Consider the following 22,592-nt stretch of genomic DNA (forward strand, 5'->3'; position numbering starts at 1 on the left):
ATGGACGGGACGGTCAGTTCGAGCGCTCTCAGTTCAACCGCTGGCGGTGCTGGGCAGCCAGCACACAGTCGCCGTGCAACAGCAGCACCGCGACGCGGACGAACTCTTCGATCTCGACCAGCGCGATCTCGTCTTCCTCGTCGCCGTCGCTTTGCGGCTGCGCCGAGGCGAGCTTGCCCAGGTCGGCCAGCGCCTCCTGGCCTTCGTCCGACAGCTTGGTCTTGCCGCCACCGGCCAGGCCGAAGCCGCCGAGGAAACCGCGGCACCACTCGAACAGGGCACCACTGCGCTCGGCCAGCGAGGTGTCCGCGGCGGGCAGCAGCAGGGCGAAGTCGAAGCTCCTGTCGGCGAGCTGCGCGGCACTGGCTTCGCGCAGTTCGTCCAGTGCGCCGCCTTCGGCAGGCGTCGGCAGGGCATCGTCGGCGAGCACCCTGGCCGGCCATTCGCGAACCGCCGCGCCGCCACCGGCAAGCCAGCCGCACAGGCCGCCGTGGAGCTCAAAGGGCGAAGCAGCAAGGGCCAGCGTGCGGCTCTCGGCCTCGATGGCGGTCAGATCGGGCAGTTCAATTTCGGACACGGGACAGGGCTCGGGGGAGTCAAGGCAGTGTATCAATGCAGGCGCGTCTTGTTGCCAGGCTGAACGCTTGCCTACACTGCGCGCTGCAGTACTCAACCCGTGGGTGTCCGTGCGTCCGCCCTCCCAAGCCTGCTTCCCCAGCCGGATCGTCTGGCTCGTCCGTCTCGCCGGACCGGTACTGGCGTTGGCATTGGCGACCGCGCCGGCCGCGGCGGCAACCCGCGACTTCTACTTCTCGCGCCTGGGCAGCGAGCGGGGCCTCACCCAGAACACGGTGACGGCCATGGCCCAGGACCCGCAGGGGTTCGTCTGGGTCGCCACCCAGGGCGGCCTGCACCGTTACGACGGCCAGCGCTACCTGCCCTACCGGCATAACCCGCGCGATCCCGACAGCCTGCCCGACAGCAACATCACCGCGATTTCCCTCGACGGCGGCCGGGCGCTGTGGGTAGGCACCTATTCCGAATACGTCAGCCGGCTCGACCTGGGCAACGGCAAGATCCGTCGCTATGCCGCCTCGGCGCCCAGCCACCCCCATCGCCAGGTCGTGGCGGTGCTGCCCTACCGCGGCCACCTCTGGGTCGGCACTGCGGCGGGACTGGAGCGACTGAATCCCGAGAGCGGCACGCGCCAGACGGTGCTGTCGCTGGAATCGCTGTCGGCTGCTGCCACAGGCCGGCAGACGTTGCTGGCGACCCGCGACGGCATGGCCTGGTACGGCGGCCCGACCGGACTGCATCGCATCGACCCGGCCGGAACGGTGCAGCGCATCGGCCCCCAGGATGCGGTGCTGTCGCTGCAGCAGGACCAGGCCGGCCAGTTGTGGGTCGGCCGCAACGACGGCCTGTACCGCTTGCACAGCAATGGCCGCGAACTGGTGCGCGCCTGGCCGCAGGCGGCCGCGCAGACGGCCGACCCGACGCCTGTCCGCGCCATCGTGCAGGCGCCTGACCATCGGCTCTGGCTGTCGGTCTACGGTTACGGCCTGCGCCGCTTCGACCCGGCCACGGGCAGCACGGAAGAAGTGCACGAGGAGCCCGGCATAGAGGCCAGTCTTCCCGACGATGCAGTCAACGCGATGCTGGTCGACCGCGGCGGAATGCTGTGGGTGGGTGGCCAGTTCCGCGGCGTCGCGGTCGCCGACCCGCGCGGCACGCGCTTCCGTTACGTGTTCAATCTCGAACGCGCGCGCTCGCGCAGTCCCGCCGCCGCCGACAGCATCCGCACCATCGCGCAGGCCCAGGACGGCGCGCTCTGGCTCGGCACCGACAACACCCGCCTGCTGCGCTACGCGCTTGCGCAAGACCGCTTCGAAGATCTCACGGCACTGCTTGGCGACGCGGCGACACCGCCGCGCGTGACCGCATTTGCGCCCGCCGCACAGGGCGAGCTGTGGGTGGCCACCGACGTCGGCCTGTTCTTGCTCGACCCGCAACGCCGACAGGCACGCCATCTGCCGATTCCGGGCCTGGAGCGGCAAGCGATGCGCTCGCTGGCAGTGGCGCGCGATGGCTCGCTGTGGATCGGCAGCCATGGCAATGGCGCGTTCCATTACATTCCCGATGGCGGCAAGCTCACCCACTACCCGTACCGCGAGAACGACGCCAACGGCCTGAGCTATCCGGTCGTGCACGCCATCGCCGAAGACCGCCACGGCCATGTCTGGATCGGCACCGGCGACGGCCTCGACGTGCTCGATCCCGCCACCGGCCGCGTGCGCCATTTTCGCCACGCCGGCGACAACGCCGCCAGCCTGCCCGGCAACCGTGTGCGTGCGCTGCACCTGGCGCACGACGGCACGCTCTGGGTCGGCACGCACGCCGGTCTGAGCCGCGTGGTCGAAGCCGCCGACGGCAGTGTCAGCTTCGCCCACCCGCTGACGGGAACGCTCAACAGTTCCATGGTGCCGGTCGTGTTCGCGATCGCCGAAGGCCCGGCCGGACGGCTGTGGCTGAGCACGCAGGCCGGCATCGTCAGCTTCGACATAGGCAGCGAGCGGACGCGCAGCTACGGCCTCGCCGACGGCCTGCAGGACCTGGAATTCCACGGCGGCTCGATGGCGCAACTGAGCGACGGCCAGATCGTCTTTGGTGGTGTCCGCGGCCTGAACCTGTTCGATCCCGCGCGCATCGTCGACTCGCACTACAGCGCGCCGCTCAAGCTGCTCGGCGCGTGGGTTGGCAGCGAGGCGACCGCCGAGCCGCGCGCACTGTGGCAGCCGACGCGGCTCGAGCTGCCCGATGCGGCCGGCCTGCTGCGCCTTCGCATCGGTTCCCTCGATTTCGCACCGGCGGCCGGCATCCGCTATCGCTACCGCATGGACGGTTTCGACAAGGACTGGATCGACAACGGCAACCAGCAGGACATCACCTATACCCGACTGCCGGCAGGCAGCTACACCTTCCTCGCCCAGGCCACCAACCGCGACGGCGTGTGGAACGAGCAGACGCTGGAGATTCCGGTGCGCATCGCGCCGCCGCTGTGGCGCCACCCGCTGGTGATCGCCGGCGCGGTGCTGGCCGCACTGGCGCTGGCGCTGGTGCTGGCCTGGCGTCGCCACCGCGATCGTCGCCGCGAGCGTGGCTACTTCGCCCAGATCCGCGAACGCGACGAGCGCCTGAAACTGGCGCTGTGGGCCTCGGGCGAGCAGTTCTGGGATTACGACCTGGACAGCCGCGTGCTGCGCCGCACGCGCGCCGACGACCAGGCCGGGCTGACGCCGGAGCTGGGCGTGCAGACGCTGGTCGACTCCAACCTGCAGATCCATCCCGAAGACCAGCCGCAGGCAGTCGAACAGCTCAAGCGCCACCTGCGCGGCGACGCCGCGCTGTTCCTGTCCGAACATCGCGTGCGCGAGGACAACAAGTGGGTGTGGATGCGCGCCCGCGGCCGCGTCGTCGAACGCGCCGCCAACGGTCGCGCCCTGCGCGTGGCCGGCACGGCACGCGACATCACCGCCAACCGCAGCGCCGAGCGCGATCGCCTGATCGCCGGCCAGGTGCTCAACAGCATGATCGAGGCGGTCGCCGTGTTCGACCGCGAGTTCCAGTTCGTCTCGGTCAATCCCGCCTTCACCCGCATGACCGGGTATGCCGATTCGGAAGTGATCGGGCGCCCGACCCGCCTGCTCGACAGCGACCAGCACGACCCGGCGTTCTACCAGCACGTGCGCAGCGAACTTCGTCGCAACGGGCGCTGGTCGGGCGAGATCTGGCAGCAGCGCAAGAACGGCGATGAATTCCTGTGCTGGTTCCAGGGCAGCGAAGTGCTCGACTCCAGCGGCCAGCATGGTCATTACGTCGCCGTGCTCGGCGACATCACCGACCAGAAGCGCGCCGAGCAGGAACTGCGCTACCTGGCCAACTACGACACGCTGACCAGCCTGCCCAACCGTGCGCTGCTGTCGGAGCGGCTGTCGCGGGCGATCGTGCGTGCGCGCCGCCACGGCAGCCGCATCGCGATGCTGTTCCTCGACCTGGACCGCTTCAAGGACATCAACGATTCGCTCGGCCATGCCGCCGGCGACCGCATCCTGCGCGCGGCGGCCATCCGCCTGCAGCAGGCAGTGGGGCCGCAGCACACCGTCGCCCGCCTCGGCGGCGACGAGTTCACGGTGCTGTTGGAGAACCTCGAGCACGTCGAGCAGGCCGAGCAGGTCGCGCGCGACGTGCTGGTCGCTTTCGAAACGCCGCTCGACATCGACCAGCGCCACGACGTGGTGATCTCGCCGTCGATCGGCATCAGCCTGTATCCCGACCACGCCCTGGTGCCGACCGACCTGCTCAAGCATGCCGATACGGCGATGTACCAGGCCAAGGCCGCCGGCCGCCGCACCTTCATGCGCTACACCGAGGCGATGGACGTGGAGATCCGCGGCCGTGCGACCATCTCCGCAGCATTGCGCGGCGTGCTCGATCGCAACGAACTGCGCCTGGTGTTCCAGCCCAAGCTGTCGCTGGATCAGTCCCGCATCACCGGCGTGGAAGCACTGCTGCGCTGGCGCAGCTTCGAACTGGGCGACATCTCGCCGGCGCAGTTCATTCCGCTGGCAGAGGAAAGCGGCCTGATCCTCGACATCGGCGAATGGGCGCTGCGCGAAGCCTGCGGCGTGCTCAAGCGCTGGCGCCACAACGGCCTGGACCAGCTGACGATGGCGGTCAACGTGTCGTCGCTGCAGTTGTTGCGCGGCAACCTGCCCAAGCAGGTCGCGCGCGCACTGGTCGAGAGCGGCGTGCCGCCGGAGATGCTGCAGCTGGAACTCACCGAGAGCGTGATCATGGCCAACGCCGGGCAGACCTCGGCCACGCTCGACGCGCTGCGTTCGCTCGGCGTCGGCCTGGCGATCGACGACTTCGGCACCGGCTACTCGTCGCTGGCCTACCTCAAGCGCCTGCCGATCAACACGCTCAAGATCGACAAGGAATTCATCGGCGACCTCACCCGCGACGCCGACGACGAGGCGATCACCACGACGGTCATCGCCATGGCGCATTCGCTGGGCCTGACCGTGATCGCCGAAGGCGTGGAGACCGAAGCGCAGATGCAGTTCCTGCGCGGACGCGGATGCGACGAGATCCAGGGCTACTGGCTGGCCAGACCGCTGGAGGCGGCGGACTGCCTGGCCTTTATCCGCAACTGGACGCCGCAGTCGGTTCCGGCCGGAAACACCACGGCGGGCAGTGGCGCAGCGGGCAGTGGCGCTGCGGGCAGTGGCCCCGCCGACAAGGTCGGCTCGCCGGGCTGACCGGGGCTGTCCGGGCCGATTCATCACTGACCCCGCGAAGGCGGCCACTGGCCGCCCTGGCCACGCCGGTGTGAACCGGGGCCCGGGTCGCCGACCGTCGCCCTTGACCGGTCTCCCCGCCCTGCTATCGTGCGCGGCATGGACCAAGCCGAACTACTCGCCCAGCTCAAGTCGCTCGCCGACCGGGTCGAGCAGCTTGCCGAGCGCTCGCGCCGGCTGAGCGAGGAGAACCGCAGCCTGCGCCAGCAGCAGGAACAACTGTCGGGCGAACGTTCGGCACTGCTGGCCAAGAACGAACAGGCACGCGCCCGTGTCGAGGCGATGATCGCGCGATTGAAGTCCCTGGAGCAGCACACGTGAGTCCTGACCTGATGCGCAATGGATCGGGCAACGGACCGACGGCACTCGTCGTGGAGGGCGTCGCACGATGAGCAGCACCAATGAACCGGTCAGCATCCGCCTGCTGGATCGCGAGTACACGGTCGGCTGCGAGCCGGACGAGCGCGACAGCCTGCTGTCGGCAGCCAAGCTGCTCGACGCCAAGATGCGCGAGATCCGCGGCAACAACCGCATGGCCGCGCTCGATCGCGTCGCCGTGCTGGCCGCGCTCAATCTCGCCCACGACCTGCAGCAGATGCGCAACGAGCAATCGAGCCGCGACCGCGAATTTTCGCGCACGCTGACCGACCTGCACCGCCGTCTCGACGACCTGTTCGACTTGCCGGCGCGCTGATCCGGCACATCGCCGGCGCTTGTGTCCAGGCGCTGGCGCCGCCGCGCGCATCAGGCGCACGCGTGCACTGAACCGTTCCACCCTGGTGCCGACGAGCGGGCACTCACTTCACAGACCGCGCGCTATACTTCGCGAACGTCCTCTGCTGTACGCGACAGCGTGCGCAAACATTCGCCTTGTCCCTTATGACGACACCGGGGGCGCGGCGGAGGCCCGGAGTGCAGGTCCGCCTCGTAGCGGGAAGCCCGAAGGCATCCAAGCGTCCCCACTTGAACCCCGGGTTCAAGGTCGTTTCGCAAGCATCGCCATCGGCGGAGGACTACTCATTCAACGGCGTTGGTGCCTGGCCCCGCGGCCATGGCACCGACCGAACCCCAGGACCGGGCGCGACTTCGCGCCCGATCTTTTTTACCCTGTCCCCACCCGGCCGGCGATTGTCAGCCGCAGCAAAGGATCGAGTGCCGCATGACGGCTGACCGCGCGGCGCTGCGCCGCGAACTCCGCGACCGCCGCCGTGCCCTGGGTGCCGGCGAGCGCATTGCCGCTGCCGAACGGCTGTCCATGCAGCTGCTCGCACTGCCATTCGCGCCCGCATCGGGCTATGTCTGCGGCTATTGGGCCACCGACGGCGAAATCGCCCTGCACGTCTGGCAATTGCGCCTTCCCCGCGAATGCGTGTACTGCCTGCCGGTGCTGCACGAGGACGGCCGACTGCGCTTCGCGCCCTGGCGCCCCGGCGACCCGCTGGTGAGCAATCGCCACGGCATCCCCGAGCCCGACATCGCGCCGAGCTCGCTGCTCGAGCCGGAACAGATGAGCCTGGTCGTGGCGCCGCTGGTGGGCTTCGACGCACGCGGCCACCGGCTCGGCATGGGTGGCGGCTGGTACGATCGCAGCTTCGAATTCCGCCACCAGCGCCCGGCCCCGCCGTGGCTGGTCGGCGCGGCATTCGACACGCAGCAGGTCGAAACGCTCGACCGCGCCGACTGGGACGTCGCACTGGATGCGGTCTGCACCGAATCGAAGACCATGGATTGCAGCAGCAGGGCCACCGCATGACCGCACGCCGCCGCTACTGGCTGATGAAGTCCGAACCGGACGCGTTCTCGATCGACGACCTCGAGCGTGTCGGCACCGAGCCCTGGAACGGCGTGCGCAACTACCAGGCACGCAACTTCATGCGCGACGGCATGCAGGTCGGCGACGGCGTGCTGTTCTACCACTCCAACACCGAGGTTCCCGGGATCGTCGGCACCGCCACCGTGGCGAGCAAGGCCTATCCCGACGAAACCCAGTTCAACCCGAAGTCGGACTACTTCGATCCCAAGAGCACGCGCGAGGAGCCACGCTGGTTCCTGGTCGACGTTGCCTTCGATCGCAAGCTCAAGCGCACGATTTCCCTCGACGAGATCAAGCAGCACGCCGCCAGGCTGGGCGAGGATTTCGCGCTGGTGCGGCGAGGCAACCGGCTGTCGGTGTTCCCCGTCCAGGCGGCGCAGTGGAAGTACCTGCTGTCGCTGGAGTGAGTGCGTTGCCGCTGGCGACGAAACGAAATCCCTGCCCCAACGAGTTGAAACCATGAGCGAAGCCAAGCGCCTGGCCGGCGAAAAAGCCATCGAGTACGTCGAGGACGGCATGATCGTCGGCGTCGGCACCGGTTCCACGGTCGCCTACTTCATCGATGCACTGGCGCGTATCCAGGATCGCATCAAGGGCGCCGTGTCGAGCTCGGACCAGAGCACGCAGCGGCTGCGCGCGCATGGCATCGAAGTGCTCGACCTCAACGCCACCGGCCCGCTGTCGCTCTACGTCGACGGCGCCGACGAATGCGATCCGCACAAGCGCCTGATCAAGGGCGGTGGCGCGGCGTTGACGCGCGAGAAGATCATCGCCGAGGCCAGCCAGAAGTTCGTCTGCATCGTCGACCCCAGCAAGCGCGTCGATGTGCTCGGCAAGTTCCCGCTGCCGGTCGAGGTGATCCCGATGGCACGCAGCCTGGTGGCCCGCCAGATCCAGGCGATGACGCGCGGCCAGCCGGTATGGCGCCAGGACGCCGCCGGCAATGGCGTGGTCACCGACAACGGCAACGTGATCCTCGACATCCACGGTCTGTCGATCGTCGACCCGGTCGGCCTGGAGCAGGCGATCAACCAGATTCCGGGCGTGGTTGCGGTCGGCCTGTTCGCCCGCCGCCCCGCCGACGTGGTGATCATCGGCGGCGAGCCGCCGACGCTGCTGTAAGCCGTTTGCTGCAGCGTCCGGTCCAGTCGGCCCGGACGCCTGCTTCGTCGCGCACTCAGTCCAGCGCGGTTGCCGGTCCGAAGAACTCGTAGTGGCATTGCCGTTCGGGCACGCCCATCGCCTTCAGGTGACCCTTGATTGCGCGCATGAACGGCTTGGGCCCGAGGAAGTACACATCGACGTCGCGCGTCGCCGGCATCCACCGCTCAAGCAACGCGTGGTCGATGTATCCAACGGCATCGACCGGATCGGCGCCGGCCTCTTCGTAGCAGTAGAAGCGCTTGAGCTGCGGATGATCCAGCGCCAGCGTGTCGGTCCAGTCGCGGAATGCATGCACGCCCGAATTGCGCGCGGCATGGATGAAATGGATCGGCCGCCCACTCGGCAAGGCCGCCTGCAGCATGGCCAGTGTCGGGGTGATGCCGACGCCGCCGCTGATCAGCACCAGCGGCTTCTCCGCAGGCTTGAGCACGAAGTGGCCAGACGGCGGAAACAGATCGACTTCGTCGCCTACCTGCACCTGCTCATGCAGGTGGCTGGAGACCGCGCCACCGGCCACGCGCTTCACGCTGATCCGGTAATGACTGTCGTTCGCCGCGGCCGAGAGCGAGTAGTTTCGCCGCTGGTCGGTGCCATCGACGTCCAGGCGCAGGCCGATGAACTGCCCCGGTGAGTGCGCGAGGATCGCGCCACCGTCGCTCGCCGCGAAGTAGAACGACGTGATCTCGTCGCTTTCGACCACCTTGTCGACGACGGTGAACCTGCGTGCACCGCGCCAGCCACCGGCCCGGTCCGCGGTCGCCTGGTAGAGACCGGCTTCGGTGTCGATCAGTATCCCGGCCAGTTGCTGGTACGCCGCCGCCCAGGCATCGACGACCGCATCGGTTGCGACCTCCGGCCCCAGCACTTCGCGGATCGCGCGCAGCAGGCACGCACCCACGATCGGATAGTGTTCGGCCTGGATCTGCAGCGAGACATGCTTGTTGCCGATCAGCGTGACCAGTTCGGCCAGCTGATCGAGCTGGTCGATGTGTCTCGCATACATCAGCACGCCACTGGCCAACGCCCGCGGCTGGTCGCCGCTGTGCTGGTTTGCCTGGTTGAAGAAGGGACGCAGCTGCGGATTCTCACCGAGCAGGATCTCGTAGAAGTGACGGGTCAACGCCTCGCCCCCGCTTTCCAGGAGGGGCACGGTGGACTTGATGATCTGACGGTGTTCGGGGGTCAGCATGCGCGGTGGATCCGGTTGTAGGGATACCTGATACCTATCAAGGTCCGTGCCATGCATCCGTTTCTTGCAGATCAACACCTTGGTGCCACACCCGGTCGAATCGACAACGACCGGTGGCGGTACAATCGACTGCGATGAGTGTCGAATTGACAGCAGCGGACCTGCTCGAGACCGTACTTCCCGTGGTCGACGACCTGTCGCGCGACATGCCCGAACACGAGCGCTATGGCCGTTTGCTGGCTTCGGTGCGTAGGCTGTTCGGAAGCGACGCCAGCGCACTGCTCAAGCTGGTGGGCGAGACCCTCGTGCCGATGGCGGTCGATGGACTCAGCGAGGACACCCTGGGCCGCAGGTTCCACGTATCCGAGCATCCGAGGCTGGCGGCATTGCTGGCCAATCCTGACCCCACTCGCTTTCCCGCCAACAGCCAGCTGCCGGATCCGTACGACGGGCTGGTCCTTGGCCACGACACGCGATTGCACGTCCATGACTGCATGGGTTGCACGCTCACGGTGGCCGCCAGGCCCTGGGGATTGCTGACGATCGACGCACTCGATGCGGGGCGCTTCAGCGATCAGGACGTGCAGCTGTTGCGGGCATTCTCCAGCGTTGCCTCGGCCGCGGTAAGCGCGGCGGAACGCATGCGGCAACTGGCGCAGGACGCCGAGCGTGCGCAGTTCAATGCCGAGAGCTATCGGGTTGCCGCCGATGACACGACTGCGCGCTCGCTGCTTGGACGCAGCCCTGCGTTCAAACGCATGCAGGCCGAGTTGGGGGCGGTCGGGGGCAGCGAGCTGACCGTGCTGATCAAGGGCGAAACCGGCGTGGGCAAGGAGCTGGTTGCCAAGGCACTGCACGCCGCTTCGTCCCGTGCCGGCAAGCCGATGATCTCCATCAACTGCGCCGCTCTTCCCGAGTCCTTGGTGGAGAGCGAACTGTTTGGTCATGTCCGCGGCGCGTTTTCCGGCGCGACCGGCGACCGTCGCGGCAAGTTCGAACTGGCGGACCAGGGAACGCTGTTCCTGGACGAAGTCGGCGAACTTCCGCTCAGCGTGCAGGCGAAACTGCTGCGGGTGATGCAGAGCGGGCAACTGCAGCGCGTCGGTTCCGACCGCGAGCATCATGTCGATGTCCGGATCATCGCCGCCAGCAATCGCGATCTCGCCCAGGAAGTACGCGACGGACGTTTCCGCGCCGACTTCTACCACCGCATCAGCGTTTATCCGCTGCAGGTACCGCCGCTGCGTGAGCGCGGCCACGACATCCTGCTGATCAGCGGGTACTTCCTTGAAGAGAATCGTCGACGTCTCGGCCTCTCTGCCCTGCGCCTTTCCGCCGATGCGCAGACTGCGCTGGTGGCCTATCCATGGCCAGGAAACGTCCGCGAGCTGGAGCACCTGATTGCACGAAGCTCACTGCGCGCGTTGGCTTCCCGCCCCACCCGTCCGCGCATCCTCAGCCTGGAACCCGGCGATCTGGATCTCCCCGGCGAGCGCCGGCAGATCGACGAGCCGCCGCCGGAGCCTGTCAGTCAGCCGCCCGGTGAAAGCCTGCGCGACACGCTGGCGGCGGTGGAGCGGCGGTTGATCCAGGAGGCCCTCGATCGGCATGGCAACAACTGGGCCGCCGCGGCACGATCGCTGGGGCTGGACCGGGCGAATCTTGCCCGGTCGGCGCGTCGGCTGGGGTTGAGGTCCTAGCGTCCCGCACCGCGCGCCAGATAATCCCCCGCAGCGCAGTGATTAACTTCACGCCGGGCCACACCATTAACTTTCCAAACGCGCAAAGAAAAACCCCCAACCTTTCGGCTGGGGGTTTTAGGGTAAAGCCCCTGGCGATGACCTACTCTTGCATGGCTTAAGCCACACTACCATCGGCGCATGTGCGTTTCACTTCCGAGTTCGGAATGGGATCGGGTGGGACCACACAGCTATTATCACCAGGGAGAGGGTGGAGGGTCGCGGATCTCGGTGTACTGAGTCGCGCACACGCTCTCGTTTGGTTGCTTTCACGGGATGTATTCCGTGTCGGCGAATGGGTTGGGAATTGTAGCAAGTTTTTGGCGAATGGTGTCCGACGCGTCGGAAGCCAAAGCAACTTGAGGTTATATGGTCAAGCCACACGGATCATTAGTACAGGTTAGCTCAATGCATTGCTGCACTTACACACCCTGCCTATCAACCACCTGGTCTTGATGGTTCCTTTAGGGGACTTGAAGTCCCGGGAGATCTCATCTTGAGGCGCGCTTCCCGCTTAGATGCTTTCAGCGGTTATCGCTTCCGAACATAGCTACCCGGCAGTGCCACTGGCGTGACAACCGGAACACCAGAGGTTCGTCCACTCCGGTCCTCTCGTACTAGGAGCAGCCCCTCTCAAATCTCCAACGCCCACGACAGATAGGGACCGAACTGTCTCACGACGTTCTGAACCCAGCTCGCGTACCACTTTAAATGGCGAACAGCCATACCCTTGGGACCGACTACAGCCCCAGGATGTGATGAGCCGACATCGAGGTGCCAAACACCGCCGTCGATATGAACTCTTGGGCGGTATCAGCCTGTTATCCCCGGAGTACCTTTTATCCGTTGAGCGATGGCCCTTCCATACAGAACCACCGGATCACTAAGACCTACTTTCGTACCTGCTTGATCCGTCGATCTTGCAGTCAAGCACGCTTATGCCTTTGCACACAGTGCGCGATGTCCGACCGCGCTGAGCGTACCTTCGTGCTCCTCCGTTACACTTTGGGAGGAGACCGCCCCAGTCAAACTACCCACCATACACGGTCCCCGATCCGGATTACGGACCTAGGTTAGAACGTCAAGCACTTCAGGGTGGTATTTCAAGGTTGGCTCCGCCGAAGCTAGCGCCTCGGTTTCATAGCCTCCCACCTATCCTACACAGAAGAACTCAACGTTCAGTGTAAAGCTATAGTAAAGGTTCACGGGGTCTTTCCGTCTTGCCGCGGGAACGCTGCATCTTCACAGCGATTTCAATTTCACTGAGTCTCGGGTGGAGACAGCGCCGCTGTCGTTACGCCATTCGTGCAGGTCGGAACTTACCCGACAAGGAATTTCGCTACCTTAGGACCGTTATAGTTACGGCCGCCGTTTACCGGGGCTTCGATCAAGAGCTTCGCCTTGCGGCTGACCCCATCAATTAACCTTCCGGCACCGGGCAGGCGTCACACCCTATACGTCCACTTTCGTGTTTGCAGAGTGCTGTGTTTTTGATAAACAGTCGCAGCGGCCTGGTCACTGCGGCCCCTCCCAGCTATTCACCAGAAAGGGCGCACCTTCTCCCGAAGTTACGGTGCTATTTTGCCTAGTTCCTTCACCCGAGTTCTCTCAAGCGCCTTAGAATTCTCATCCTGCCCACCTGTGTCGGTTTACGGTACGGTCTGCGTAAGCTGAAGCTTAGGAGCTTTTCCTGGAAGCGTGATATCGGTTGCTTCGCCCTGATGGGCTGGTCCTTAGTCTCAACGTTGCTCCCCCGGATTTGCCAAAGGGAACCGCCTCAACTCTCTCACCGGGACAACCAACGCCCGGCCAACCTAACCTTCTCCGTCCCTCCATCGCACTTACGCGAGGTGCTGGAATATTAACCAGCTTCCCATCGACTACGCATTTCTGCCTCGCCTTAGGGGCCGACTCACCCTGCGTCGATTAACGTTGCGCAAGGAAACCTTGGGCTTTCGGCGTGCGGGCTTTTCACCCGCATTATCGTTACTCATGTCAGCATTCGCACTTCCGATACCTCCAGCAGACTTCTCAATCCACCTTCAACGGCTTACGGAACGCTCCTCTACCGCGCATAACCAAAGTTATGCACCCCAAGCTTCGGTTCATCGCTTAGCCCCGTTAAATCTTCCGCGCAGACCGACTCGACCAGTGAGCTATTACGCTTTCTTTAAAGGGTGGCTGCTTCTAAGCCAACCTCCTGGCTGTCTGTGCCTTTCCACATCGTTTTCCACTTAGCGATGAATTTGGGACCTTAGCTGTGGGTCTGGGTTGTTTCCCTTTTCACGACGGACGTTAGCACCCGCCGTGTGTCTCCCCTACATTCTGTCCTGGTATTCGGAGTTTGCCATGGTTTGGTAAGTCGCAATGACCCCCTAGCCATAACAGTGCTCTACCCCCAGGAAGATTCATAGGAGGCGCTACCTAAATAGCTTTCGAGGAGAACCAGCTATCTCCGGGTTCGATTAGCTTTTCACTCCTAATCACACCTCATCCCCTACCTTTGCAACGGGAGTGGGTTCGGGCCTCCAGTTGATGTTACTCAACCTTCACCCTGGGCATGACTAGATCACCCGGTTTCGGGTCTACTGCCCGCGACTATGCGCCCTTATCAGACTCGGTTTCCCTTCGCCTCCCCTATACGGTTAAGCTCGCCACGAACAGTAAGTCGCTGACCCATTATACAAAAGGTACGCCGTCACCCTTGCGGGCTCCGACTGCTTGTACGCACACGGTTTCAGGGTCTATTTCACTCCCTTCACCAGGGTTCTTTTCGCCTTTCCCTCACGGTACTGGTTCACTATCGGTCGGTCAGGAGTATTTAGCCTTGGAGGATGGTCCCCCCATGTTCAGACAGGGTTTCTCGTGCCCCGCCTTACTCGATTTCATTGGAAGAGCTCTTTCGCATACCGGGCTGTCACCGTCTATGGCCAACCTTTCCAGGTTGTTTTGCTAGAACTCAATCAACTTAAGGGCTGGTCCCCGTTCGCTCGTCACTACTCAGGGAATCTCGGTTGATTTCTTTTCCTCCGGGTACTTAGATATTTCAGTTCTCCGGGTTTGCCTTGCATGGCTATTTATTCACCATGCAATACCTCTTGCGAGGTGGGTTTCCCCATTCGGACATTGCGGGATCAATGCTTGTTGCCAGCTCCCCCGCACTTTTCGCAGGCTGCCACGTCCTTCATCGCCTCTGACCGCCAAGGCATCCACCGTGTGCGCTTATTCGCTTGACCATATAACCCCAAGTTGCCTTGGAGCTACATTCGGACCAGGGGTACAAAGCCCGGTCTGGAATATAACGACTCAATTAATAAAGTGTCCGAAGACACTCGCCTTAGCCTCACGACACGTCATGGACACAATTCGTCTCAAAACGCTCGCTACAATTCCCAATTTTCAAAGAACGCAAATGGGCCTCAACGCCCAGCTGCTTCAATATTTGATGTGTGCGCAATCAGAGTTTCGTTCGCTGGAACCACTTTAGCGGTGGTGGGTCTGGGAGGACTCGAACCACCGGCCTCACCCTTATCAGGGGTGCGCTCTAACCACCTGAGCTACAGACCCAAAGTGTTTCCCGCCGGCATAATCGCCAGGCAAGGGTCTTCGCCCAAGGTGGTGGAGCTTGTCGGGATCGAACCGACGACCCCCTGCTTGCAAAGCAGGTGCTCTCCCAGCTGAGCTAAAGCCCCATCGAATTCCCTGGAGGGATCCGGGGACGCTCCCGCAGCCACCCCTATGGGCGACCCGGAACTCTGAATGCAGGTTACTTGTGCGGACGTCCGACCAGCAATTTGCTGTCTTTAGTCTCTAAAGGAGGTGATCCAGCCGCACCTTCCGATACGGCTACCTTGTTACGACTTCACCCCAGTCATCGGCCACACCGTGGCAAGCGCCCTCCCGAAGGTTAAGCTACCTGCTTCTGGTGCAACAAACTCCCATGGTGTGACGGGCGGTGTGTACAAGGCCCGGGAACGTATTCACCGCAGCAATGCTGATCTGCGATTACTAGCGATTCCGACTTCATGGAGTCGAGTTGCAGACTCCAATCCGGACTGAGATAGGGTTTCTGGGATTGGCTCGCCCTCGCGGGTTTGCAGCCCTCTGTCCCTACCATTGTAGTACGTGTGTAGCCCTGGCCGTAAGGGCCATGATGACTTGACGTCATCCCCACCTTCCTCCGGTTTGTCACCGGCGGTCTCCTTAGAGTTCCCACCATTACGTGCTGGCAACTAAGGACAAGGGTTGCGCTCGTTGCGGGACTTAACCCAACATCTCACGACACGAGCTGACGACAGCCATGCAGCACCTGTGTCACGGTTCCCGAAGGCACCAATCCATCTCTGGAAAGTTCCGTGCATGTCAAGGCCAGGTAAGGTTCTTCGCGTTGCATCGAATTAAACCACATACTCCACCGCTTGTGCGGGCCCCCGTCAATTCCTTTGAGTTTCAGTCTTGCGACCGTACTTCCCAGGCGGCGAACTTAACGCGTTAGCTTCGATACTGAGGGCCAAGTTGCCCCCAACATCCAGTTCGCATCGTTTAGGGCGTGGACTACCAGGGTATCTAATCCTGTTTGCTCCCCACGCTTTCGTGCCTCAGTGTCAGTGCTGGTCCAGGGTGTCGCCTTCGCCACAGATGTTCCTCCCGATATCTACGCATTTCACTGCTACACCGGGAATTCCACACCCCTCTACCGCACTCTAGTCAGCCAGTTTCCAATGCAGTTCCCAGGTTGAGCCCAGGGCTTTCACATCAGACTTAACAAACCACCTACGCACGCTTTACGCCCAGTAATTCCGAGTAACGCTTGCACCCTTCGTATTACCGCGGCTGCTGGCACGAAGTTAGCCGGTGCTTATTCTTCCGGTACCGTCATAACTCCGGGTTATTAACCCGAAGCTTTTCTTTCCGGACAAAAGTGCTTTACAACCCGAAGGCCTTCTTCACACACGCGGCATGGCTGGATCAGGCTTGCGCCCATTGTCCAATATTCCCCACTGCTGCCTCCCGTAGGAGTCTGGACCGTGTCTCAGTTCCAGTGTGGCTGATCATCCTCTCAGACCAGCTACGGATCGTCGCCTTGGTGGGCCTTTACCCCGCCAACTAGCTAATCCGGCATCGGCTCATCTATCTGCGTGAGGCCCGAAGGTCCCCCACTTTCTCCCGTAGGACGTATGCGGTATTAGCGTAAGTTTCCCTACGTTATCCCCCACAAATAGGCAGATTCCGATGCATTCCTCACCCGTCCGCCACTCGCCACCCACAGTATTGCTACTGCTGTGCTGCCGTTCGACTTGCATGTGTTAGGCCTGCCGCCAGCGTTCACTCTGAGCCAGGATCAAACTCTTCACTTAAAATTGCATGGATCCGAAGATCCAAATTTTTTGAGTGCAAAGCTCGTTCCAGGCACCAATTACTCGCTTGCATTTGCATGCATTTGAATCGTTGTTGCTTGGTACGAACATCTGCTCAATGGACAACCATCCACCAGCCAGACGTCCGCACAAGTTACCTGCGCACACTGTCAAAGATCTTCGGGGCCGGCCTCAGCGCCTTTCCCGTCTCACCCCGCCGCACCAAAGTGCCCGAGGGAGCCGACTATCTTACAGCGAATTTCGATTCCGTCAACACCGTGTCGAAATCTTTTTTCGCTCCCCGAAGGTCCGTTCAGCGTCCTTTCGGACCGCCCCAGGACCACCGGGCCGCGCATCTTACAGCATGCTCGAGAACCGTCAACCGCCTCGAACCACACCGTCTTTTCCGCGCCCCGCCGCGATCAAGTTCACCGTGGCGGGGCGCGCATTGTGCACATGCACAACGGGGATTGGAAGGGGTTCGTTAAAGTTTTTTTACATCTTTGCCGAACGAGCACGTTCGGCGGGTCCGGCGGACAAGCAACGTCCTTGGATCCCCGCCTACGCGGGGATGACGAGCAGGGGAAAATGGCGGCTTTTCGTCACCGCGGACCGTGGCGCGAAGTGGCAGAGCGGTGTCCGTCGGGCCGGGGATTGCGCCGCAGCGGGACATGGATGTCCCGCGCCCCGCATTCGGACAGGATGTCCGACCAAGGGGCGGAGCAATCCCCGGCCCGACGGACACCGCCCTTCCGCAGACGCAGACGCAGATGCCGACGCAGCCCAGCGACCGCGCCCGCACCAACAGCCGCGCGGACACAGCGCTTCCCGCTTGACTCGCATTCACGACTGCACGATGTTTCCTCGCGCAACGGCCGCCATGGCCCCGGACCAACGCCCACAAGGAGCTCCACCATGTTCCTGCCCCGTCTGATGGTCGCCTGCTGCGGCCTGGCCCTGTCTGGCTGCGCAATGGGCGGATCCAGCCCCTGGGTCGAACTGGGCGGACAGCGCTTCGAAGTGGAAGTGGCCGACGACGACGCCGAACGCGCACGCGGCCTGATGTTCCGCGAGGAAATGGCCGCCGACCACGGCATGTTGTTCATCCACGAGAGCCAGGAACCCCTCGCCTACTGGATGAAGAACACCAGGATCCCGCTGGATATCCTGTATTTCGACAACGACCGCAAGCTCGTTTCGCAGCGCCGCGACACACCGCCGTGCTCGCTCGGCGACAACTGCCCGCCCTATCCCAGCAACGTGCCCGCGCGCTACGTACTGGAGCTCAATGCCGGCGAAGCGGCCAAGCTGGGGCTCAAGGATGGCGCCAAACTGAAGTTCGGGCCGGGACTGGGAACGCCCTGAAGGACCTGACCGCCAAGGCGGTCAGAGAACCACCACTCAGAGCACCATCATCTCGAAATCGTCCTTGGTCACGCCGCAGTCCGGGCAGGTCCAGGTATCGGGCACGTCTTCCCAGCGCGTGCCCGGCGCGATGCCCTCTTCCGGCAGGCCCTGGGCCTCGTCGTAGATGAAGCCGCAGACGACGCACATCCAGGTGCGGTAAGTGGTGGCGGCGGCAAGCTCGGACATGGATGGATCGGACCTGGGGGAAATTGAGCGGATAATGCCGGATTGCGGCACGCGCATTGTCCCACTGCGCCCGCGCCCACGGAAGCTTCCTGGATGAATCCGCCCATCTCGCGGCATGTCCCGCGGACTGGCCTCTATGCCATCACCCCCGACGAAAACGACACCGAGCGCCTGCTGGCCCGGGTGGAAACCGTGCTGGCGGCAGGCGCGGCCTGGCTGCAGTACCGCAACAAGGCCGCCGACCCAGCCCTGCGCGACCAGCAGGCACGGCAGCTGCTGCCGCTGTGCCGGCACCATGGCGTGCCGCTGATCATCAACGACGACTGGCGCCTGGCCGCATCGATCGGCGCCGACGGCGCCCACCTGGGCGAAGACGACGGCGAACTCGCCGCCGCCCGCGCGACCCTGCCCGAGGGCGCGATCCTGGGCGCCTCCTGCTATGCCGACCTGTCCCTGGCCCACCGCGCCGCCGCGGCCGGCGCCGACTACGTCGCCTTTGGCGCCTTCTTTCCCTCGCCGACCAAGCCCGACGCCCGCCGCGCAGGCCTCGACCTGTTGCGCGACTCCGCGCCGCTGGGGCTGCCGCGGGTGGTCATCGGTGGCATCACCCCGGACAATGCCCGTCCCCTGGTCGCGGCCGGTGCCGACCTGCTCGCGGTGATCAGCGGCGTGTTCGATGCCGCCGATCCCGCCGCAGCGGTGCGACGTTACATGGCCTGCTTCGAACTGCCTTCCCCCCACCCCTCTTCCGACAGCGGCAGAGGGAGCCAAGAGACTCCCCCATGAATCACTCGCAATCGCACGAACTGTTCACCCGCGCCCTCGAACTGATCCCCGGCGGCGTCAATTCGCCGGTGCGCGCGTTCAAGTCGGTCGGCGGCGAGCCGTTCTTCGCACAGCGCGCGGAAGGTGCGTACCTGCAGGACGTCGATGGCAACCGCTACATCGACTACGTCGGCTCGTGGGGCCCGATGATCGCCGGCCACGCCCACCCCAAGGTGCTGGCCGCGGTCGAGAAGACCATGCGCGACGGCCTCAGCTTCGGCGTGCCCAACGCGCTGGAAGTGACGATGGCCGAAGCGATCACCGCGATCGTGCCGAGCTGCGAGATGGTGCGCATGGTCAACTCCGGCACCGAGGCCACGCTGTCGGCGATCCGCGTCGCGCGCGGCGCCACCGGCCGCAACCGCATCGTCAAGTTCGAAGGCTGCTACCACGGCCATGGCGACAGCTTCCTGGTCAAGGCCGGCAGCGGCGTGATGACGCTGGGCCTGCCCAATTCGCCGGGCGTGCCGTCGGCGCTGGCCGACCTGACGATGACCATCGCCTACAACGATTTCGACGCGGCGACGAAACTGTTCGACGAGATCGGCGGTGAGATCGCGGGCCTGATCATCGAGCCGATCGTCGGCAACGCCAACTGCATCCTGCCGCGCGACGGCTACCTGCAGCACTTGCGCGAGCTGTGCACGAAGCACGGCGCGCTGCTGATCTTCGACGAGGTGATGACCGGTTTCCGTGTCGCCCTGGGCGGTGCACAGCAGCGCTACGGCATCACGCCCGACCTTTCCACCTTCGGCAAGATCATCGGCGGCGGCATGCCGGTCGGCGCCTACGGCGGCCGCCGTGAACTGATGGCACAGGTCGCGCCGAGCGGGCCGATCTACCAGGCCGGTACGCTCAGCGGCAATCCGGTGGCGATGGCCGCGGGCCTGGCGACGCTGGAACTGATCCAGGCGCCGGGCTTCCACGACGCACTCGAGCGCACGACCCACGTCCTGTGCGATGGACTGGAAGCGGCGGCGCGCGAGGCCGGTATCGCCTTCCACACGACGCGCGCGCCGGGCATGTTCGGCCTGTATTTCCGCGAAGGGCCGGTGGAAACGTTCGAGGATGCGAAGGTGTCCGACAGCGCGCGTTTCAATCGTTTCTTCCACGCGATGCTGGAACGCGGCGTGTACCTGGCGCCGTCGGCGTTCGAGGCCGGCTTCGTTTCGAGTGCGCATGGTGAGGCGGAGATCGCACGGACGATCGAGGCTGCGCGGGCTTCGTTCGCTACGCTCTGAAGGGCGCCCTCACCCCAACCCCTCTCCCGCCTTGCGGGAGAGGGGATCAAGTGCAGGTCAGGCGTTGACGAACGCGGTCAGCGCAGCGCGCAGTCGCGACAGGCCTTCGGCCACGTCTGCGTCGCTGATGTTCAGTGCCGGCACGAAGCGCAGCACGTCCGGGCCTGCCTGCAGCAGCAGCAGGCCCTGTTCCACGCACAGGTCGAGGATCAGCCCGGCCTTGCCGGCATGCGCCTCGCGCAGCTGCGCACCGAGCATCAGGCCACAGCCACGGATCTCTGAGAACAGGCCCAGCTCGGCATCGAGCGCAGTCAGCGCATTGCGGATCGCCAGCGACTGCCGCTCGACATTGGCCAGCACCTGCGGCGAGGAAATCTCGCGCAATGCCGCACGCGCGACCGCCGCGGCCAGCGGGTTGCCGCCGAAGGTGGTGCCGTGCGCGCCGAACTGCATCGACTCGCCCGCCTTGGCGCCCACCAGCATCGCGCCAATCGGGAAACCGCTGCCCAGCGCCTTGGCGAGCGTCACCACGTCGGGCGTGACACCGTAGCCGTGGCAGGCGAACAGGTGGCCGGTCCGGCCCATGCCGCACTGGATCTCGTCGAGGATCAACAACGCGCCATGGCGATCGCACAGCGCGCGCAGGCCCAGCAGGAAGTCTTCCGTCGCCGGCGTGACACCGCCTTCGCCCTGCACCGGTTCGACCAGCACGGCGCAGACGTCGCCGGCCGACATCGCGGCTTCGGCGGCGGCAAGATCGTTGAAGTCGCTGTAGCGGAAACCCGGCGGCAGCGGCTCGAAGCCCTCGTGGTACTTGGGCTGCGCAGTGGCGGTAACGGCGGCCAGGGTGCGGCCGTGGAAGCTGCCACGGAAACTGAGGATGACGCGACGATCGGGTTCGCGGCCCTGCGCCGTCGCCCACTTGCGCGCGAGCTTGATCGCCGCTTCGTTGGCCTCGGCGCCGGAGTTGCAGAAGAACACCCGCTCGGCGAAGCGCGACGCTTCGACCAGCTCTTCGGCCAGGCGCAGCGGCGGTTCGCTGACGAAGACGTTGCTGGTGTGCCAGAGCTTGCCTGCCTGCTCGGTCAGCGCCGCGACCAGCACCGGATTGGCGTGGCCAAGCGCGTTGACGGCGATGCCGGCGCCGAAATCGACGTACTCGCGACCGTCGCGATCCCACACGCGTGCGCCGCGGCCATGATCGAGCACGATCCGGCGGGGCCGGTACACCGGCAGGTAGTAGCGTTCGGAAAGCGAGAACAGGTCGGCGCTGGTAGCAGTCATGGTGGGACGAAGTCAGGCGGTGCGGGGAAGTCGCCATTGTCGCCTATCGCGGCCGTCGTGCGTCCCCCGGTGCCGGCCAACCACGTGAAAATCGCCCTTGCAGGCGATCCTGCACAATCGCCGCAGGAGGTCCTCCCCCCATGCGCCTGCTGTTCGACCCCCAGCTCAACCCGGCCAGCGAAACCGGCTGGCGGCGGCGCTGGTTCGACATCATCTACCGCCACGACACGCCGCGGGCCCGCAATTTCGACCTGCTGCTGATCGTGGCCATCATCGCCAGCGTGCTGGTGATCATGTGCGACAGCGTGGCCAGCATCCACGCCCGCCATGCCGGCTGGCTGTACCCGCTGGAATGGGGATTCACCCTGCTGTTCACCGCGGAATACGCGCTGCGCCTGGCGGTGGTCCGGCGGCCATGGCGCTACGCGCTGAGCACGTGGGGGCTGATCGACCTGCTGTCGATCCTGCCGACCTACCTGTCGCTGATCCTGCCCGGCAGCCAGAGCCTGCTGGCGGTGCGGATCCTGCGCATCCTGCGCTTGTTCCGCGTGCTCAAGCTGACCCATTACGTCGAGGAAGGCGGGATCCTGATCAGCGCGCTGGCGCGCAGCCGCCGCAAGATCTTCCTGTTCGTGTGCGTGCTGCTGACCATCGCGGTGATCTTCGGCGCGCTGATGTACGTCGTCGAAGGCCCGGAGCACGGCTTCGTCAGCATCCCCACCAGCATGTACTGGGCGATCGTGACGATGGCCACCGTCGGCTTCGGCGACATCGCGCCGCAGACCTCGCTCGGGCGTTTCATCACGTCCCTGCTGATCCTGATCGGCTACGGCATCATCGCCGTGCCCACCGGCATCTATACGGCCGAGCTCGCCAGCAGCCTGCGCGATGCCAGCCACGATGCCGGCCAGCACGACCGCCGCGGCTGCCCGGAATGTGGACTGGAAGGCCACGATCCGGGCGCGCTGTACTGCCGGCACTGCGGCCACGCCTTGCCGGCCCCGCTGGGTTGAGGCGATGGCCGGTG

General features: G+C 64.6%; 15 protein-coding genes, 2 tRNA genes, 3 rRNA genes and 1 other RNA gene. 12 read left to right on the forward strand and 9 right to left on the reverse strand.

All coding sequences use genetic code 11. The features are described from left to right. Positions 1 to 28: 28 nt before the first annotated feature. On the reverse strand, positions 29 to 568 hold the full coding sequence (locus tag MNR01_RS08055; RefSeq protein ID WP_241920565.1) for a UPF0149 family protein: 540 nt from the start codon (positions 566 to 568) through the stop codon (positions 29 to 31). A 76-nt stretch (positions 569 to 644) separates the two neighbouring features. On the opposite strand from MNR01_RS08055, the gene MNR01_RS08060 reads away from it, so the two are divergent. The 7 genes from MNR01_RS08060 to rpiA all read left to right on the forward strand — a co-directional run bounded on the left by MNR01_RS08060 (position 645) and on the right by rpiA (position 8,295). Further along, positions 645 to 5,321 (forward strand): EAL domain-containing protein, encoded by a 4,677-nt coding sequence (locus MNR01_RS08060; protein WP_241920393.1) that lies wholly within the window; start codon positions 645 to 647, stop codon positions 5,319 to 5,321. Positions 5,322 to 5,459: 138 nt separating this feature from the next. Next, on the forward strand, positions 5,460 to 5,681 hold the full coding sequence (locus tag MNR01_RS08065; protein ID WP_241920394.1) for a TIGR02449 family protein: 222 nt from the start codon (positions 5,460 to 5,462) through the stop codon (positions 5,679 to 5,681). Positions 5,682 to 5,748: 67 nt separating this feature from the next. Then, positions 5,749 to 6,054: a cell division protein ZapA gene (locus MNR01_RS08070; RefSeq protein ID WP_241920395.1), complete on the forward strand. Its 306-nt coding sequence runs from the start codon at positions 5,749 to 5,751 to the stop codon at positions 6,052 to 6,054. A gap of 136 nt (positions 6,055 to 6,190) precedes the next feature. Continuing rightward, positions 6,191 to 6,376, forward strand: a non-coding RNA gene (gene ssrS / locus MNR01_RS08075) — 6S RNA. Between the two features lie 143 nt (positions 6,377 to 6,519). Further along, a complete protein-coding gene (locus tag MNR01_RS08080) occupies positions 6,520 to 7,113 on the forward strand; it encodes a 5-formyltetrahydrofolate cyclo-ligase (RefSeq protein WP_241920396.1) in 594 nt (197 codons plus the stop codon). After that, positions 7,110 to 7,580 carry an EVE domain-containing protein gene (locus tag MNR01_RS08085; RefSeq protein WP_241920397.1) on the forward strand — a complete coding sequence of 157 codons (471 nt, stop codon included), beginning with the start codon at positions 7,110 to 7,112 and terminating at the stop codon, positions 7,578 to 7,580. The genes MNR01_RS08080 and MNR01_RS08085 overlap by 4 nt, the downstream gene beginning before the upstream one ends. A 52-nt stretch (positions 7,581 to 7,632) precedes the next feature. Next, entirely contained in the window at positions 7,633 to 8,295 is a 663-nt protein-coding gene (rpiA, locus tag MNR01_RS08090) for a ribose-5-phosphate isomerase RpiA (protein WP_241920398.1), read from the forward strand. 55 nt (positions 8,296 to 8,350) lie between these two features. Here rpiA and hmpA read toward each other — a convergent pair whose 3' ends face one another. Next, a complete protein-coding gene (hmpA, locus tag MNR01_RS08095; protein WP_241920399.1) occupies positions 8,351 to 9,526 on the reverse strand; it encodes an NO-inducible flavohemoprotein in 1,176 nt (391 codons plus the stop codon). Positions 9,527 to 9,531: 5 nt separating this feature from the next. Between hmpA and norR the strand changes: the two genes are divergently transcribed. Further along, on the forward strand, positions 9,532 to 11,226 hold the full coding sequence (gene norR, locus MNR01_RS08100) for a nitric oxide reductase transcriptional regulator NorR (RefSeq protein ID WP_241920400.1): 1,695 nt from the start codon (positions 9,532 to 9,534) through the stop codon (positions 11,224 to 11,226). A 129-nt stretch (positions 11,227 to 11,355) separates the two neighbouring features. Here norR and rrf read toward each other — a convergent pair. From rrf to MNR01_RS08125, 5 genes are all read right to left on the reverse strand, one after another. Then, positions 11,356 to 11,470 (reverse strand): 5S ribosomal RNA (gene rrf / locus MNR01_RS08105). 164 nt (positions 11,471 to 11,634) lie between these two features. Next, positions 11,635 to 14,501, reverse strand: a 23S ribosomal RNA gene (locus tag MNR01_RS08110). A gap of 254 nt (positions 14,502 to 14,755) precedes the next feature. Beyond that, a tRNA-Ile gene (locus tag MNR01_RS08115) sits at positions 14,756 to 14,832 on the reverse strand. Positions 14,833 to 14,881: 49 nt separating this feature from the next. Next, positions 14,882 to 14,957 (reverse strand) — tRNA-Ala (locus tag MNR01_RS08120). Positions 14,958 to 15,077: 120 nt separating this feature from the next. Beyond that, positions 15,078 to 16,622, reverse strand: a 16S ribosomal RNA gene (locus MNR01_RS08125). Together the 16S, 23S and 5S rRNA genes with 2 tRNA genes alongside form the textbook arrangement of a ribosomal RNA operon. Positions 16,623 to 17,537: 915 nt before the next feature. On the opposite strand from MNR01_RS08125, the gene MNR01_RS08130 reads away from it, so the two are divergent. Next, complete coding sequence (locus tag MNR01_RS08130; protein ID WP_241920401.1) at positions 17,538 to 17,987, forward strand: DUF192 domain-containing protein; 450 nt, start codon at positions 17,538 to 17,540, stop codon at positions 17,985 to 17,987. A 36-nt stretch (positions 17,988 to 18,023) separates the two neighbouring features. On the opposite strand, the gene MNR01_RS08135 is transcribed toward MNR01_RS08130, so the two are convergent. Beyond that, positions 18,024 to 18,215: a rubredoxin gene (locus MNR01_RS08135; protein WP_158732207.1), complete on the reverse strand. Its 192-nt coding sequence runs from the start codon at positions 18,213 to 18,215 to the stop codon at positions 18,024 to 18,026. 93 nt (positions 18,216 to 18,308) lie between these two features. On the opposite strand from MNR01_RS08135, the gene thiE reads away from it, so the two are divergent. Together thiE and hemL are read left to right on the forward strand one after the other, a co-directional pair. After that, the gene (thiE, locus tag MNR01_RS08140) at positions 18,309 to 19,001 is read left to right on the forward strand and encodes a thiamine phosphate synthase (protein WP_241920402.1); all 693 of its coding nucleotides are present in this window, start codon (positions 18,309 to 18,311) and stop codon (positions 18,999 to 19,001) included. Continuing rightward, the gene (gene hemL, locus MNR01_RS08145) at positions 18,998 to 20,281 is read left to right on the forward strand and encodes a glutamate-1-semialdehyde 2,1-aminomutase (protein ID WP_241920403.1); all 1,284 of its coding nucleotides are present in this window, start codon (positions 18,998 to 19,000) and stop codon (positions 20,279 to 20,281) included. Before thiE ends, hemL begins: the two co-directional genes overlap by 4 nt. A 57-nt stretch (positions 20,282 to 20,338) precedes the next feature. Here hemL and MNR01_RS08150 read toward each other — a convergent pair whose 3' ends face one another. Next, the gene (locus MNR01_RS08150) at positions 20,339 to 21,565 is read right to left on the reverse strand and encodes an acetylornithine/succinyldiaminopimelate transaminase (protein WP_241920404.1); all 1,227 of its coding nucleotides are present in this window, start codon (positions 21,563 to 21,565) and stop codon (positions 20,339 to 20,341) included. Positions 21,566 to 21,705: 140 nt separating this feature from the next. On the opposite strand from MNR01_RS08150, the gene MNR01_RS08155 reads away from it, so the two are divergent. Beyond that, positions 21,706 to 22,578, forward strand: coding sequence for an ion transporter (locus MNR01_RS08155; protein WP_241920405.1), 873 nt, complete (start codon positions 21,706 to 21,708; stop codon positions 22,576 to 22,578). The last annotated feature ends 14 nt before the right edge of the window (positions 22,579 to 22,592 follow it).

Source organism: Lysobacter sp. S4-A87 (assembly GCF_022637455.1).
Classification (GTDB): Bacteria; Pseudomonadota; Gammaproteobacteria; order Xanthomonadales; family Xanthomonadaceae; genus Lysobacter_J.